At 28.2% G+C, this 17097-nt stretch carries 15 protein-coding genes; all 15 read right to left on the bottom strand.

The features are described 5' to 3' along the window. Positions 1-33 precede the first annotated feature (33 nt). From dnaE to nuoH, 15 genes are read right to left on the bottom strand one after another with little or no spacing between them, the layout of a single operon-like run. Positions 34-3453: a DNA polymerase III subunit alpha gene (gene dnaE, locus ACTTAU_RS04705; protein ID WP_438305105.1), complete on the bottom strand. Its 3420-nt coding sequence runs from the start codon at positions 3451-3453 to the stop codon at positions 34-36. After that, positions 3446-4123 carry an ABC transporter ATP-binding protein gene (locus ACTTAU_RS04700; protein WP_438305106.1) on the bottom strand — a complete coding sequence of 226 codons (678 nt, stop codon included), beginning with the start codon at positions 4121-4123 and terminating at the stop codon, positions 3446-3448. The genes dnaE and ACTTAU_RS04700 overlap by 8 nt, the downstream gene beginning before the upstream one ends. Continuing rightward, positions 4116-5345 carry a lipoprotein-releasing ABC transporter permease subunit gene (locus ACTTAU_RS04695; protein WP_438305108.1) on the bottom strand — a complete coding sequence of 410 codons (1230 nt, stop codon included), beginning with the start codon at positions 5343-5345 and terminating at the stop codon, positions 4116-4118. The genes ACTTAU_RS04700 and ACTTAU_RS04695 overlap by 8 nt, the downstream gene beginning before the upstream one ends. Next, a complete protein-coding gene (gene proS, locus ACTTAU_RS04690; RefSeq protein ID WP_438305110.1) occupies positions 5342-6676 on the bottom strand; it encodes a proline--tRNA ligase in 1335 nt (444 codons plus the stop codon). The genes ACTTAU_RS04695 and proS overlap by 4 nt, the downstream gene beginning before the upstream one ends. After that, positions 6677-6922 carry a DUF1467 family protein gene (locus ACTTAU_RS04685; protein WP_085114187.1) on the bottom strand — a complete coding sequence of 82 codons (246 nt, stop codon included), beginning with the start codon at positions 6920-6922 and terminating at the stop codon, positions 6677-6679. It lies immediately after the preceding gene. A gap of 1 nt (position 6923) precedes the next feature. Then, positions 6924-8582: a ribonuclease J gene (locus ACTTAU_RS04680; RefSeq protein WP_438305112.1), complete on the bottom strand. Its 1659-nt coding sequence runs from the start codon at positions 8580-8582 to the stop codon at positions 6924-6926. A 2-nt stretch (positions 8583-8584) separates the two neighbouring features. Continuing rightward, positions 8585-9328 (bottom strand): type III pantothenate kinase, encoded by a 744-nt coding sequence (locus tag ACTTAU_RS04675; RefSeq protein WP_438305113.1) that lies wholly within the window; start codon positions 9326-9328, stop codon positions 8585-8587. 3 nt (positions 9329-9331) lie between these two features. Then, positions 9332-9868 (bottom strand): biotin--[acetyl-CoA-carboxylase] ligase, encoded by a 537-nt coding sequence (locus ACTTAU_RS04670; RefSeq protein WP_438305115.1) that lies wholly within the window; start codon positions 9866-9868, stop codon positions 9332-9334. Then, a complete protein-coding gene (gene nuoN, locus ACTTAU_RS04665) occupies positions 9868-11286 on the bottom strand; it encodes an NADH-quinone oxidoreductase subunit NuoN (RefSeq protein ID WP_438305117.1) in 1419 nt (472 codons plus the stop codon). Before nuoN ends, ACTTAU_RS04670 begins: the two co-directional genes overlap by 1 nt. Position 11287: 1 nt before the next feature. Then, complete coding sequence (locus tag ACTTAU_RS04660; protein WP_438305119.1) at positions 11288-12769, bottom strand: NADH-quinone oxidoreductase subunit M; 1482 nt, start codon at positions 12767-12769, stop codon at positions 11288-11290. Further along, positions 12769-14670, bottom strand: coding sequence for an NADH-quinone oxidoreductase subunit L (nuoL, locus tag ACTTAU_RS04655; RefSeq protein ID WP_438305120.1), 1902 nt, complete (start codon positions 14668-14670; stop codon positions 12769-12771). Before nuoL ends, ACTTAU_RS04660 begins: the two co-directional genes overlap by 1 nt. Before the next feature lies 1 nt (position 14671). Next, positions 14672-14983 (bottom strand): NADH-quinone oxidoreductase subunit NuoK, encoded by a 312-nt coding sequence (gene nuoK / locus ACTTAU_RS04650; protein WP_085114180.1) that lies wholly within the window; start codon positions 14981-14983, stop codon positions 14672-14674. Beyond that, positions 14976-15605, bottom strand: coding sequence for an NADH-quinone oxidoreductase subunit J (locus tag ACTTAU_RS04645; RefSeq protein ID WP_438305122.1), 630 nt, complete (start codon positions 15603-15605; stop codon positions 14976-14978). Before ACTTAU_RS04645 ends, nuoK begins: the two co-directional genes overlap by 8 nt. A 5-nt stretch (positions 15606-15610) precedes the next feature. Further along, positions 15611-16096: an NADH-quinone oxidoreductase subunit NuoI gene (nuoI, locus tag ACTTAU_RS04640; protein WP_438305124.1), complete on the bottom strand. Its 486-nt coding sequence runs from the start codon at positions 16094-16096 to the stop codon at positions 15611-15613. Further along, the gene (gene nuoH / locus ACTTAU_RS04635) at positions 16097-17095 is read right to left on the bottom strand and encodes an NADH-quinone oxidoreductase subunit NuoH (protein ID WP_085114177.1); all 999 of its coding nucleotides are present in this window, start codon (positions 17093-17095) and stop codon (positions 16097-16099) included. It lies immediately after the preceding gene. Positions 17096-17097: the final 2 nt, after the last annotated feature.

The following is a 17097-nucleotide window of genomic DNA, read 5'->3' as shown; positions in this document are numbered from 1 at the left end:
TTTACAATAATTTTAACTTAAAACAAGCTTAAATTAATGAATATTTAGCTCTATTTCTTTATTTCTTATAATATTAACTGTTTCTCTATCAAAATTTCTTGAAGTCTTAAGCTTATATATACTTTTTTTTTCATTTTCTGAAATATGAATATTTACAAGAGTATCACCTTTTTCATCTAGAAAGGTTTGTATTTCTTTAAGCTGTGATTTTGATGAAAGATTAATAGTGATTTCTTTAATTGGGCTATTAAAAAGTTCTTTTAATGATGCAATTTTTCTTACATTAATCCTTTTTGTTTTATCTTCATCAGATGAAATAGTTTTTGTTAGTGTTAAAATTAATGATGAACCTTCCTTTAAGCTTTCTCTGTTTAATTCTAAAACATCAGAAAAAATAAATAGCTCAAAAACACTGCTTAAATCTGTTAATTTTAATACAGCATAAGAATTACCTTTTCCAGTCTTTCTCTCAGTAACCTTTAATAAAGTTGCTGCTATATTATTTTCTTTAATTTCGTTATCTTCAAAAAAATTTTGATAATCAATTATCTTATAGTCATTAAAAATTTCTTTAAATTGATTTAATGGATGATCAGAAATAAAAAAGCCTACTGCTTCAAACTCTTTAGATAATCTTTCTTCAAATTCCCAATCCTTAATATTTTCAATTATATCATTTTCAACCTCATTATTATCACCAAATAAATCAATTTGATTAGCTACTTTATTATCAAAATCATTTTTCGATTTAGTAATAATATTTGGAATAGAGTTAAAAATTGATTGTCTATTATTATTCAAATTGTCAAATGCTCCTGCTTTAACTAAACCTTCAAGTTGGAGTTTATTTATATCTTTAGGATCTACTCTACTAATAAAATCATTAATAGATTTAAAATTTCCATTATTAATTCTTTCTTGCACTATGTTTGATATCGCTTCAGAGCCCACTGCTTTTATACCACCTAGTGCATAATAAAATTTATCATCTTCAGTTCTAAATTCAGCAAAACATTTATTAATGTCAGGTCTAATTATTTCTACATTAAGTCTTTTTAATTCCTCATAAAATTCACTTAATTTATTTTGGTTTGATATATCCATTGTCATTGATGCGGCTATAAACTCTTTTGGATAATAAGTTTTTAAAAAAGCAGTTTGATAAGAGATTATTGCATAAGCTGCGGCATGACTTTTATTAAATCCATATTCTGCAAATGGTTCAATCTTAAGAAAAATTCCAGCTGCAACATCCTTGCTGATTCCATTGTTTACTGCTCCTGCAATAAAATTCTGTTTCTGTTTTTCTAACTCTGCCCTTTTCTTTTTACCCATAGCTCGTCTTAGAATATCTGCTTGTCCCGCAGTAAAACCTGATAATTTTTGAGCAATTTGCATAACTTGTTCTTGATAAATTATTACCCCATAAGTAGGTTTTAAAATATCTTCTAATAATGGATGCAAATAATCAGGTGTTTTTCTTCCATGCTTACAATCATTATATATCGGAATATTGCTCATGGGACCTGGTCTATATAAAGCAACTAAAGCAATAATATCCTCAATATGATTGGGCTTCATGTGAATTAATGCATCTCTCATTCCTGCACTTTCTATTTGGAATAAGCCAACTGTTTTACCAGAAGACATTAATTCAAACACTTTTTGATCCTCAAAATTAATATTTTCGATATCAAAATCTTTTTGTTTTTTTCTGATTAATTTCTGAGTGTTATTGATAACTGTTAAGGTTTTTAAACCTAAAAAATCAAATTTTACTAAACCAGCATTTTCTGCTGAGTACATATCAAATTGTGTTGATGGCAGTAATAAATCTGCTGTTGCATCTTTATAGAGCGGCACAATTTCAGTTAATTTTTTATCAGCAATAACAACACCTGCTGCATGTGTTGCAACGTTTCTGTTCAACCCTTCTAATTTAAGAGAAAGTTCAGTTAATTTTTTTACTCTTTGATCCTCATTAATTAATTTTTGTAATCTTGGTTCACCTGCAATGCATTCTGATAATGTTTGAGGTCTTGAAGGATCAAATGGGATCATCTTAGAAATACCATCCACAAAACCATAAGCAAGACCAAGAACCCTTCCAACGTCTCGTATGACCATTCTAGCTTTTAATTTTCCAAATGTAATAATGTGGGCTACGCTATCTTTATATTTCTTAGTAAGATATTCAAAAACTAAATCTCTTTTATCCTCACAAAAATCAATATCGAAATCAGGCATTGAAATTCTATCTGGATTAAGAAATCTCTCAAAAATAAGATTGTATTTTATTGGATCTACATCTGTGATTGACAAACACCAAGCTACAAGTGAACCTGCACCAGATCCTCTTCCTGGACCAACTGGAATGTCATTATTTTTTGCCCATTTAATATAATCCGATACAATTAAAAAATAACTAGAATATTCCATTTTAATAATAATTTCTAATTCATGTTCTAGCCTATCTTTGTAAATTAAAAATTTTTCATCTCGCTCTAGGTTATTATTATTTTGATTAAAAAATTTTCTAAATTTTTCTTTAAGCCCTTCTAAAGAATTTTTCTTAATAATTTCATTAGCATCACCTTCATCTGATGAACTGATATCTGGTAAAATAGGTTTTGAAAAAAGGGGTCTAAAACTGCACCTATGGGGAAAATTATAATTATTTTCTAATGCTTCTGGCAAATCAGAGAATAAATCAGACATTTCTTTATCATTTTTAAGGTAATGTTCTGAGCTATATTTAATTCTATTTTTTTCATTAACATATGTTTTGTTACCAATACAAATAAGAGCATCATGTGCTTCATGAACATCTTTTGATAAATAAAATACTTCATTAGTTGCAATAATAGGAATTTTTAATTTTTTTGATTGATCAAGATTAAATTTTTCAAATGCATCTTCATCTAGATCATTATGTCTCTGAATTTCTAAATAAAATCTATCGCTGAAGTTAGTATTTAACTTTTTATAAAGACTCGATATGTCATTGTATTTAGCTTTATCAAATAATTTACCAAATAATCCAAATATCGTTCCAGAAAAAATTGAAATTCCATTAGTATCTAATTCAAATAAAGTATTAATATCTAAGTGCGGATCTGAAAGATTATTATTTTCTAAATAAGATCGAGATGAAAGTTCTATTATTTTTTTATATCCTTCAAAATCTAAAGCAAACAAAGGAAGTAAACCCGTAGTTTCATTAAACTTAAAATTTATTTGAGTTCCAATAATTGGTTGAGTTCCAACTTTTGATAATTTGTCAGAAAATTCAACAGCACCACATAAATTTGAAGTATCGCAAATACCTAAAGATCTAATCTTTAATTCTTTTGCATTCTCTTTTAAATCATCAATTTTAACTGCACCTTCACAGATAGAATATTGAGTGTGTATTTTTAGGTGATTAAATTTTTTATAATCAGACTCAGGCATTTGTTGATTTTAACTTCCCATCAACAATTTCCAATAAGCAATCTGACTTTTTTGCAAGAAATCTATTATGAGTTGCAAATAATATTAATCTATTTGGTGTAATTTGTTTTTTTAATAAATCAAAAATTTCATCAGCAGTTTTTTTATCCAAACTGCCAGTTGGTTCGTCAGCAAGTATAATATTTGGTTCGTTAACTAAAGCTCTTGAAATGGAAACTCTCTGTTTTTCACCGCCTGAAAGCTCATTTGGATAATGATCAATTCTATTACTCAGACCAACTTTTTTTAAAATATTTTTTGCTTTAATTATTGAAAGATTTTTTTCTAGACCTGATGCTAAACATGAGAAATAGACGTTTTCTAGTGCAGTAAAATCATTCAGTAAATTATCTTGTTGATATATTATTCCAATATTATTTGCCCTGAAAATATCATTTTCTTCTTTCAAATCAAAATCTATTGATTTATCTAAAAATTTAATAAAGCCATTTGTTGGTTTATCAATTAATGAAATTAGATTAAGTAATGTTGATTTTCCTGAACCAGAAGGGCCCATCAAAGAATAAATTTTTCCTAATTTAAACTTGAAGTTTATTTTTTTTAAAACATTAATATTTTTTTTATCAAAAAAAGTTTTAGATAAATTTTTTAATTCAATAAAATTATTCATATTTTAAAGATTTAACTGGATCAAGTTTTGCAGCTTTAATTGCAGGAAAAATTGAAACAAATATCGTTATAAAAATTGAACATATTGAAATTAAAAAAATTGAATTAATATTAATTTCAGACGGCATTGTGCTTAAAAAATAAATTTCCTCTGGAAATAAAGTCAAATCAAAAGCTGAACTTAAAAAGGCTCTTAGATTTTCAACATAAAAAGAAAAAGTTACTCCAATTATAATACCAAAAAAAGTTGCTGTTGTTCCAATAATTACACCAACTAGAAAAAAAATCTTAACTATAGATTTATTTAAAACTCCGATTGATTTTAAAATGGCAATATCTCTAGTCTTATTTTTCACTAAAATTGTGAGTCCAGAAATAATATTGAATGCTGCAACAATTATTATTAATGATAAAATTATAAACATTACATTTCTCTCAACTTTAAGTGCAGAAAATAAAGATCTATTCATATCAGCCCATGTAAAAACTAAATCATTTGGATAAATTTTTTGAATTATCTTTTTTTGTTCATCAATGTTTTTTGGGTTCATTAAATAAATTTCTAAGTTTCGGTCATCTTTTGATAGATTAGAAAATTCTTCAAGAGTATTAAGATTTAAAAAAATAACATTATTGTCAAAATCAGCTAAACCGCTTTCAAAAATTGATGTAATAACAAATTTTTTTTGTTTAGGTAAATTACCAATTATCGTTTCAACTCCAGAAGATGACATCAGCGTAATATTGTCACCAATATCTAAATCAAGATTAAAACTTAATTCCTTTCCAATCGAAATTGAGTTATTTTTAAAATTTTTTTTATCTCCTAAAAAATTTTTGTTATTAATAAGGTCAAGCTTAGAAAAATCTTCTTCAAGATAACCTCTCAAAAGAACTCCTTTTGAATTTTGTTCTCTAATGACGATTGCTTCACTAGAATTGCTCAATATCAAATCTTTAGAAATTGAGGTTAAAGTACTGTTTAAATTTTTATAATCTAAGGGTTTGTCATAAGGTTTGATTGTTGCATGGGAGTTAAATCCTACAATTTTATTAATTAATTCTGTCCTAAAACCATTCATCACTGACATCACAATGATCAGTACAGCAACACCCAAGCTTATTCCTATAAAAGAAAAAATAGAAATAACATTTAAAAAACCATCTTTTTTTCTAGCTTTTAAAAATCTAAAAGTAATTTCTTTTTCAAGTGTTGAAATCAATTTGATACTTTTTGTTCTTTGATAATTTTGATAGCTTCTTCTAATTTAATTTTCTTAGCTTCATTTCCTGTCTCTTTAAACTCTACTAAATCAGCATCAGTTTGTTTTCCAATTATTATTTGAAATGGTGATCCTATTAAATTCATTTTTTTCATTTTTGATGAAAAATTTTCATCTGTATCATCAATAATTGAATCAATATTATTAACCATTAGTTCTTTTGAAATGTTAACTGCTTTTTCAAGGGCACTTTGATCATTTTTATTAACCATAGGTATTATAGAAACTTCATATGGAGCAACAGAAATTGGCCATTTCATGATTTCACTTTTTTCATCATATTTTGCTTCTATTATTGCACCAACTAATCTTGATACACCAATTCCATATGAACCCATTTTCACAAAATCTTTTTTTCCACCAGGTAAATCAACTGATGCACCCATTGGTTTTGAATACTTGTCTCCAAAATAAAAAATATGGCCTACTTCAATACCTTTAGTAATCAATCTATTTTCTTGTGAAACTTTCTCCTCGAATTCCTTTTCATTAAATTTTTCGTCAGTTACAGCATAAAATTTTTCATATTTTTTTCTTAAATCCTTTAAGCTTTCTTTATCAACATTTGTTCCATCACTATCTAATTCAAAAATTCTTTTATCTGTAAAAATTTTACTTTCACCAGTATCTGCTAAAATAATAAATTCATGTGAAAGATTTCCACCGATTGGTCCTGTATCAGCTGCCATTGGAATTGCTGTTAGATCCAATCTCTTAAATGTTCTTAAATATGAAAGAAAAAATTTATTATAAGAAAAAAAGGCTTCTTCGTCAGAAATATCAAATGAATACGCATCTTTCATATAAAATTCACGACCTCTCATAATTCCAAATCTAGGTCTAACTTCATCTCTAAATTTCCATTGAATATGATAAAGCAATTGTGGCAATGACTTATAAGATTTAACGGATGCTCGAAAAATATCAGTAACTAATTCCTCATTTGTTGGTCCATAAAGCATCTCTCTATTTTGACGATCTTTAATACGAAGCATTTCTTCCCCATAATCTTCATATCGTCCGCTTTCTTTCCAAATTTCACTAGATTGAATAGTTGGCATTAAAATTTCTTGAACACCAATACGATTTTGCTCTTCTCTTACGATTTGTTCAATTTTTTTCATTACTTTAAATCCTAATGGAAGCCATGAATAAATCCCTGCTGAGGATTGTTTTATCATACCAACTCTAAGCATTAATTGATGAGATTTTATTTTTGCTTCTGAAGGATTATTTTTAAGTATAGGTATGAATGATTTTGATAAGTACATTTAGCTAATTATATTTCTTAAATTCAAGTATTCAAATCTCATTAATAGATAAATTATCATAAAAATAATAGTGGTTATTCCAGTGCAATAAATAAATTTTTTTAGCATTTTAGGATTTTCTGGAGATCCTGGGTCTTCACCATCAATTTTGATTGGTTTTGTTCGATTAACATCAATTGGTAAAATAGCAAAAAACACTACCCACCAAATAATTATATAGATTATTGCTAATCCGGTATAACTCATTTCAAATTCTAACTAAATTAATGTTAGTGAAAGGTTTTTTACCAGTTTTGTCTTTTGAAAATTTACGACAACAAACTTTTAAAGCATCAATTAAGTTATGTTCTTGCTGTTTACTTCCTATTTTAAAAGTTCTAACTGTTTTTTCAATTTCATCTTCAATGCCATAAATAAATTCATCTCTGTCATCTATTGGTAATCCTCTAAAATTCAAAACAGGATTATTATGTATGTTACCTTTTGGTGTTATTAGGATTGTTACTTCTAAATATCCATTAGCACTTAAATTTTTTCTATCTTTTATTGATTGAGCATCTTCATCAACACTTATATTTCCATCTAAATATAATCTGCCACTTGGTGCTTTATCATACACTTCAGGTTTGTCTCCAGGATGTAACCTAACAATATCTCCATTTTCAACTTGAACAGGATTAGGAACTTGCATTTCTTTTGCAAAATTAATGTGTTCAATCATATGTCTATGCTCACCATGCACTGGTATTACACATTTTGGTTTTACCCACTGATACATGTCTTTTAAATCTTCCCGATTTGGATGACCAGATACGTGTATAAACTCTGTTTCTTCTGAAATTACTTCAATGCCGTCTTTGACTAATTGGTTATGTAATTTGTATAATTTTTTTTCATTTCCAGGAATAATTTTTGAAGAAAAAATGACTGCATCTCCTTTTTCTATAAAAACATCTGGATGAGTGTAACTGGAAATTCTCATCATGGCACCCATTGGTTCTCCCTGACTACCAGTACATAGATATACAATTTTTTCTCTTGAAAATTTTTTAGCTTCTCTTGGATCGATCGGCTCAATGGTATCCTTTAAATAACCACATTGTCTTGCAGCTTTATAAATTCGATGCATAGATCTACCCACTAGAGAAATTTGTCTTCCTGTTTTTTCTGCACAATAAAAGGCTGTTGCCATTCTAGCTACATTTGATGCAAATGATGTGATAATTATTCTTTTATTTAGTCTACTCATTACATTTAAAAGATTTTTTCTAACATCGAACTCTGAACCAGATCTTCCAGCGCTAAATACATTAGTAGAGTCACAAATCATTGCAAGTACACCCTCCTCGCCTATCTCTTTCAATCTTTGAGCGTTAATATTTTCTCCAATTAATGGATTGGGATCTACTTTCCAATCACCTGTGTGTAGGATAACACCGGCTGGTGTCTTTATTCTTAGTCCGTTAGGTTCTAAAATCGAATGAGTTAAAGTAATATATTCAATATCAAAAGGTTCTAGTTTTACTGTTCCATTTAGCTCAACAATCTTTAGGTCATTTGTAATATCAATATGTTTTTCTTTAAATTTTTCTCTGATTAGAACAGCTGTAAAAGGTGTTGCAAAAATTTTACATTTTAGTTTAGGCCATAAATGAGCAATGGCTCCAATATGGTCTTCATGAGCATGTGTTAAAACTATACCTAATAAATTATCTTTTCTCTCAACAATAAAACCTGGATCAGGATATATTAAATCAACACCTGGAATAGTATCATCAGCAAAAGTTACACCAATGTCAACCATAACCCACTTATGGTCACCTGGTTGACCATAACCAAATAGATTCATATTCATACCTATTTCACCAGATCCACCTAAGGGACAAAAAAGTAGCTCGTCTTTCATTATTATAAAATTTCTAAAATTTTTATTAAACCTTTGATAGTTATGTTTTTGTCTATTTTTACTTTCGTTTTAATAGGACTTTTAATTAATTCTGCAAAACCTCCTGTGATTATTATGTCAAAAGGTTTTCTTACTTCTTTCTTAATTAAATTAATAATATTGTCAATCAAACCAGCATATCCCCAAAAAAAACCTGATCTTACCGCTGAGACAGTATCTACACCAATGACTTTTTTTATATTTATCAAATTAATTTTTGGAATTAGGCTTGCTCTATCAGAAAGAGTATTTAATGATAATTTAATACCCGGTGCAATAATACCACCTCTATATGATTTATTGATTAATACATCAAATGTAGTAGCTGTTCCTAAATCTATAATAATGTAGTTTTTATTATTATTAATTAAACTAATTGCATTAGCTAACCTATCAGATCCAACTTGCTTATAATTTACTTTAATGTCAATTAATGTTGACAATTTCAATTCTTTAATTTCATAACACTTAATTTTGGTTTTTTTATTTAAAAAATTTTTGACTAACTTAAAAGTACTTGGAACAACGCTACAAAATAATATTTTTTCTATTTTTAAAAAATATCTATTAATTTTTTTAAAATTATGTGAAATTTTTTTTAATGAAATCTTATTATTTGGAAAGCTAATTTTTTGGATAATTTTTTTATTATTATTTAATAAACAAATTTTAATTTCAGAATTTCCTATATCTCCAATTAAATACATTGATTATTTATTTCTAAAATAATTATAAAATTTTTTTTCAAAATTAAATTTCAATAACTTTTCTACATCATTTTTTTTGATATTCTTACCTGTAATTTCACAAAGATTTGTGGTTGGATAATCTAAAATCACAGGATTTTTTAAGATATTGATGCCTATACCAATAACTAAAAACTTATTTTCTTTTTTATAGATTGTCTCTTGTAATATTCCGCAAATTTTCTTTCCATTTATCAATAAATCATTTGGTTCCTTAAAAAGGATTTTTTTTTTATAAAAATTTGAGATAGTTTTTTTAACCAAATTACAGTTTAATTTTGTTAATTTATTTATTGATAAATCTATTTTATCAAGGTTATAAAAAAAACTCACAAATAAGTTACCTTTAATAGATATCCATTTACGACCATATTGTCCTTTACCTTTGCTTTGTAAATCAGCCACTATCATTCCATAATTCAATTTTGTTTTTTTTAGAATATTGATTGCGGTAAGGTTAGTACTGTTTACTTTTTTAAAAATAAATTTCTTAAATTTCATCAAATGAAATTAATTCTTGAAACTATTTCAACAAGCTGACTAGGTGAAATAAAGTAAAAAAGAATTAATATAGTTGATAAAGTGAGAGAAAATTTTAACCAAGGACTGTGATCATGATCATATTTTTCTTTTTCAGGATCAAAATAAATAATTTTAATTATTCTTAAATAGTAAAAAGCAGCTATGACTGTTGATAATAATCCAACTATAGCTAAGAAGAACATTGATTGTTCTATCACTGCTTTAAAAATATAAAACTTAGCAAAGAAGCCTGCAAGTGGTGGTATTCCTGCTAATGAAAAAAGGATAACTAAAAGTGAAAAAGATAATATTGGATGGTTTTTTGATAAGCCTGAAAGATCATCTATACTTTCATAATAGTTATCATTTCTTTTCAGCATTAATAAACAAGAAAAAAGACCTAAATTCATTAAAATATAAATAGTTAAGTAAATAACAGAACTTTGAATACCATCATTAGATGCTGAGGCTACGCCCGCTAAAGCATATCCAATATGACCAATTGAACTATAAGCAATAAGTCTTTTTATGTTTTTTTGTCCAATAGCTGCTATTGCACCAAACAACATCGAAGCTATTGATAAAAATACTAAGATTGTTTGCCATTGATCTATTAGATTTAAAAAAGGTACATATAAAAATCTTATAAATACAGTTAAGGCAGCAATTTTTGGTACCATGGTGAAGAATAATGTAACAGTTGTGGGTGAACCCTCGTAGACATCAGGTGCCCACATATGAAATGGTACTGCTGATATTTTAAAGGCTAAACCAACTAAAATAAAAACAATTCCAAAAGTTAATGCATAGTCTGAAGGATTAAGTTGTGAAGCAATGATTTCAAAATTTGTTGATCCTGAAAATCCATAAATTAATGAACATCCATATAACAAAAGTCCTGAAGAAAGTGCACTTAAAACAAAATATTTTAATCCAGCTTCAGAAGATTTAAGATTGTTTCTATTGAACGTAGCTAAAACATACAGAGCTAAAGATTGTAACTCTAAACCCATATAAAAAACAATTAAATCATTTGAGCTTATCATTACCATCATTCCTAAAACTGAACTTAAAATTAAAATTGGATATTCAATTTTTGAAATTTTAAAATCATCTAAATATTTTTTTGAAATTGCTAAAACTATAAATGCAGCTAATAAAGTAATTATCTTCATAAATGATGAAAGATAATCAATTATTATACTGTTATTAAATAAATAAGTTTCTTGGATATTTATAGTTTCATTAAAAACAATTACACTTGTTATTAATAAAACCATTAATGACAAATTATGAATTAATCCAAAACTATTTTTTTTGAATACACCGAGTACTAATAAAAACATAATTGTTATAGAGATGAATATTTCTGGTATTATTAAGTTTAGGTTTTCCATTTTATTTATTAATTAAATTCGAATTATACATTTCTATAAGATCATTTATTGATACTTCAACAGTATTAAACAAAGGTTCGGGATAGAAACCAAAAAATAAAGTTGGTATTGCTAAACTAATCAAAATAAAATATTCCGATTTATCAAGATCTGATAATTTGTTTAAATCATCATTTACTAGTTTTCCAAATACAACTCTTTTATATAACCATAACATATAGGCAGCACCTAAAATCACCCCTAAACTAGCAACAAAAGCAACCAAAAAGTTGTCTTTAAAAGCACCCATTAGAATTAAAAATTCTCCAATGAAACCACTTGTACCTGGCAAACCAAGAGCAGCTAAAGTGAATAACATAAATAAAACTGAATATTTTGGGATAATTGAGACAATTCCACCGTATGTACTTATCAATCTTGAATGCATTCGGTCATAGACTACTCCAACACATAAAAACAAGGCAGCAGACACAAGACCATGACTAATCATCTGAATTATACTACCTTCAATACCTTGTTGTTGAATTGTAAAAATTCCAAGTGTTACAAAACCCATATGGGCAACAGAAGAGTAAGCAATTAATTTTTTCATATCCTCTTGCATTAAAGCGATAAGTGAAGTGAAAATTATAGCAATAAGGCTTAATACATAAATTAATGGGGTAAATAAATCTGAAGCAATTGGAAATAATCCAAGTGAAAATCTAATAAAACCATATCCAGCCATCTTTAATAAAATTGCAGCTAATAAAACAGAACCTGCTGTTGGTGCTTCAACATGAGCATCAGGAAGCCAAGTATGTACCGGCCACATTGGGGTTTTTACTGCAAATGAACTGAAAAAAGCTAACCACAAAAGATTTTGATATTTAGAGTCAATTCCAAGTTGATACAGTTTTTCAACATCTGTTGTCCCTGCAATCCAGTAAATTGAGATAATTGCAACAAGCATCAATACAGATCCTAGTAGTGTGTATAAGAAAAACTTAAATGCGGAATAAACTCTTTTAGGACCTCCCCATATACCAATTATTAAAAACATTGGGATTAGTCCAGCTTCAAAAAACAAATAAAAAATTACTAAATCTAATGAACAAAAAACTCCAATCATAAAAGATTCCATTATTAAAATTGCAATAAGAAAATCTCTTAATCTTTTTTTGACACTATTATTTACTGAAATTATACATAGTGGCGTTATGAAAGCTGTTAGCACCACAAATAGAATTGATATTCCGTCCACACCCACTTTATAGTTTACAATACCAATTAACCATTCTCTATCTTCTACAAATTGGAATGCTGAAGTTGTTGGGTCAAATAAATACCAAAGGTAAATTGATAGCAAGAAATTTACAATAGATGTAAATAGTGCAACATATTTAATTGTAGAGTTATTTTGATCATTAGATTTTGAAAATATTAAAAATAAAGAACCAATTGTTGGTAAGAGTATTAATGCTGATATAATTGGAAAATTCATTATTTAATAATTAAAAAAGTTAGTAATGCAGAAAAGCCAAGTAACATAATAAAAGCATATTGATATACATACCCGCTTTGAAATTTATTAGCTTTCATTGAAAATTTTTTAATCAGGGATGATATTCCATCTGGACCAAACCCATCAATTATTCTTATATCGAAAAACTTCCAGAGAAATAATCCAATTTTTTTGGAAGTTTTGATGAATAAAATTTCATACAATTCATCAAAGTACCATTTGTTAACTAAAAAGTTATATAATGGTTTATTAATCTTAACTATTGAATTTGGTAAATCTTTATTTTTTACAAATAAATAATAAGAAATTGGTATGGACAAACATACCAAAGTTGGCGTTAATAACAAAAACCACATAGGAGGATGTTCTTTACTTAAAGGTTCTAAGAAAAAAATTGAATCTCCCCAAAAAGCTGCATCTAAAAATAGTCCTTTAAAAGTATAGCCTGCCAAAACTGCACCAATTGATAAAATAATGAGAGGTAACAGCATTACTAGTGGTGATTCATGCGTTTCCTCTATCTTGATGTCTTTATTATTATATGTGCCGTGAAAGGTTTTAAATATTAATCTCCATGAATAAATAGAAGTTAAAAATGCTGTAAAAATTCCTATACCAGCAGCATAATATCCTGCCGTATTATCTCTTAAGTATGCAAATTCAATAATTGCATCTTTAGAATAAAATCCAGATAATAATGGAAATCCTGTGAGAGCTAATGTTCCTATAATCATTAAAACATATGTGTAAGGAAGTTTTTTCCAAACTCCTCCCATAGAGTTTATATTTTGCTCATCTTTGAAAGCATGTATCACAGAACCTGATCCTAAAAATAGGAGTGCTTTAAAAAAAGCGTGAGTAAACAAATGAAACATTGCAATATTGTACGCCCCTACTCCTGCAGCAAAAAACATGTAACCAAGTTGACTGCATGTTGAATACGCGATGATTTTTTTTATATCTGTTTGAACCAGGGCTACTGATGCAGCAAATATTGCAGTAGTCATGCCAACAATAGTGATGAGATTTAAAGCTAGTTCAGAGAATTCATAAATGGGAGAGCATCTTACTACTAAAAATACTCCAGCTGTGACCATTGTAGCTGCGTGAATTAAAGCTGATACAGGTGTAGGTCCTTCCATAGCGTCGGGCAACCAGGTATGAAGTAAAATCTGAGCCGATTTTCCCATAGCTCCGACAAACAATAACAAACATATCAAATCAATTGAATTTACTTCAAACCCTAAAAAATTTAATTTTTTATCAACAATTGTTGGAATTTGCTGAAAAACTTCATCATAATTTACTGTTCCAAATAAATAAAAAATTAGAAATATTCCTAAGGCAAATCCAAAGTCCCCTACTCGGTTTACAACAAATGCTTTTATTGCAGCAGCATTTGCAGTTTCTTTTTTAAACCAAAAACCAATTAAAAAATAAGAACATAATCCAACACCTTCCCATCCAAAAAATAGTTGAATAAAATTATCCGAAGTTACAAGCATAAGCATTGCGAATGTGAATAAAGATAAATAAGCCATAAATCTTGGCTTATGAGGATCGTGAGACATATATCCAATTGAATAAACATGCACCAAGGCAGAAACTGTAGTTACAACCACTAGCATTACAGCAGATAAAGAGTCAATTTTCATCGACCAGTTTACATCCAAGGTTCCAGAATTAATCCAAGTCGCTATTATAATATTGTCTTCATATTGATTAAAAATAACATTGTAAAAAACTACAATTGATAAAATTGCTGATATTGAAACTAGTAAACTTGTAATAATCTCTGAGTTTCTATCTCCAATATACTTTCCAAAAAAACCTGAAATTATTGAAGCAACTAAAGGTAAAGTGATAATTGATAATTCCATTTTAACCTTTTAATTTATCAATTTCTTCAACTCGAATAGTTCCAGCATTTCTATAGTAAACTACAATAATTGCTAAACCGATTGCTGCTTCAGCTGCAGCAACAGTCAAAATAAATAGCGTAAATACTTGTCCTGCAAGATTATCTAAATAGATTGAAAATGATACGAGGTTAATATTTACCGCTAATAAGATTAATTCAATACTCATAAGCACCACTATTATATTTTTTCTATTTAAAAAAATCCCAACTACACCGATGGTAAATATTATTGCACCAAGAGTTAAATAATGTCCTAAACCAATATCAATCATCTACGCTAACTCCTTTTTTTGACTGAACGTCTAAAACTTGTACACCTTCAGATCTTTCTCTTGAAATTTGTTTGATATAATTTTGTTTTTTTACACCTTCACGTTGACGAAATGTAAGAACTATAGCACCAATCATTGCAACTAATAAAATCATTCCACTTATTTGGAACACATGTATGTAATCGGTATAAAGAATTTGACCTAAAGAGTGTGTGTTACTAATAGTTTCCGTTACAGATATTTTTGCACTATCAAATAACTCTGGTTTATATTGCCATCCGCCAATAACAATTATCAATTCAAAAAATATAATCGTACTAATAATTAATCCAACAGGTATGTGGCCTGAGCTTTCAGCAGACAAAAACCACTGATTTTTTTGCTGTGCAACATTCAACATCATGACTACAAATAAAAATAAAACAGCAACAGCACCTACATAAACAATCAGCATAATCATTCCCAAAAATTCAGCACCAATCATAATAAAAAGACAGGAAATACTTATAAAATCTAATATTAAAAAAAATACTGAATGCACAGTATTTCTAGAAACAGTCACCATTATTGCTGAAATAATTGCTATTGAAGAAAAAATATAAAAAAAAATTGCGTGAGCCATATTTCTTATCTATGTGGGTTATCGGCTTTTATGTTAGCAGCCAAAATGTTTTCCCATCTATCTCCATTATCTAATAATTTTTCTTTGGTGTAATAAAGTTCTTCACGTGTTTCTGTTGAAAATTCAAAATTAGGACCTTGAACAATAGCATCTACAGGACAAGCTTCTTCACATAAGCCACAATAAATACATTTCATCATATCAATATCATAACGAGTAGTTTTTCTACTACCATCCGCACGTTCTGATGATTCAATGGTAATTGCTTGGGCGGGACATACGGCTTCACATAACTTACATGCTATGCATCTTTCCTCGCCATTAGGATATCTTCTTAAAGCATGTTCTCCTCTAAATCTTGGGCTAATTTTTCCTTTTTCAAACGGGTAATTAATTGTTTTTTTTGCTTTAAAAACCTCTTTGATAGCAATTATTAGACCGCTTAGAAAATCTATCATAAATATTGTTTTAAGGAATCTTGATAGTTTCATTTAATTGATTGGTAGTAGATTAAAATAAAATAAAAAACTTGCTGTTAAGACAACCCAAGTTAAAGACAACGGTAAAAAAATCTTCCATCCAAGTCTCATTAACTGGTCATATCTATATCTTGGGACAATTGCTTTCACCAATGCAAACAATATGAATAAAAATATAATTTTGAAAATTAACCAGAAAGCTCCAGGTATTAAATTAAATGGATATAAATCTATTGGAGATAACCAGCCACCTAAGAATAGAATTGAACCCATTGCGCACATCAAAAGAATATTTGCATATTCACCTAACCAAAACATTGCATACATCATGCCTGAATATTCAGTTTGATAACCAGCGACTAATTCTGCTTCAGCTTCAGGTAAATCAAATGGAGGTCTGTTAGTTTCAGCTAATGCAGATATAAAAAATATTACAAACATAGGAAAAAGAGGAATGACAAACCACATATTTTGTTGTGCTATAACAATGTCATTAAGATTTAATGACCCAACACACAAAAGAACATTTATAATAATTATTCCAATTGAAACCTCATATGATACCATTTGTGCAGCTGATCTAATGGCTCCTAAAAATGGATATTTGGAATTAGATGCCCAACCACCCATTATAATCCCATAAACACCTAATGAAGAAACTGCAAATAAATACAATATACCAACATTAATATTTGCTAGAACTTGTGTTTCACTAAAAGGGATCACAGCCCAAGCAATTAATGCTAAAGTCATTGTAACAATTGGAGCTAATATAAAAATAACTTTATTAGAACTTGCAGGGATGATTATTTCTTTAAATATATACTTTAAGGCATCCGCTAAAGATTGTAATAGACCAAAAGGACCAACAACATTTGGACCTTGTCGTTTCTGAACAAAAGCCCAAACCCTTCTATCTAACCATACAATCATAGCAACAGAAACAAGGACTGGTACAAGTAAAAATAAGATTTTGTAAACTTCTTGAAAGATAATATTTAAGTAATCCATTT

Origin of the sequence: Candidatus Pelagibacter sp. HIMB1505, from assembly GCF_052047915.1 — a bacterium.
GTDB classification, from domain to species: domain Bacteria; phylum Pseudomonadota; class Alphaproteobacteria; order Pelagibacterales; family Pelagibacteraceae; genus Pelagibacter; species Pelagibacter communis_A.
The sequence above is the reverse complement of the archived record's forward strand: the minus strand, read 5'-3'. Positions and strand labels throughout refer to the sequence as shown.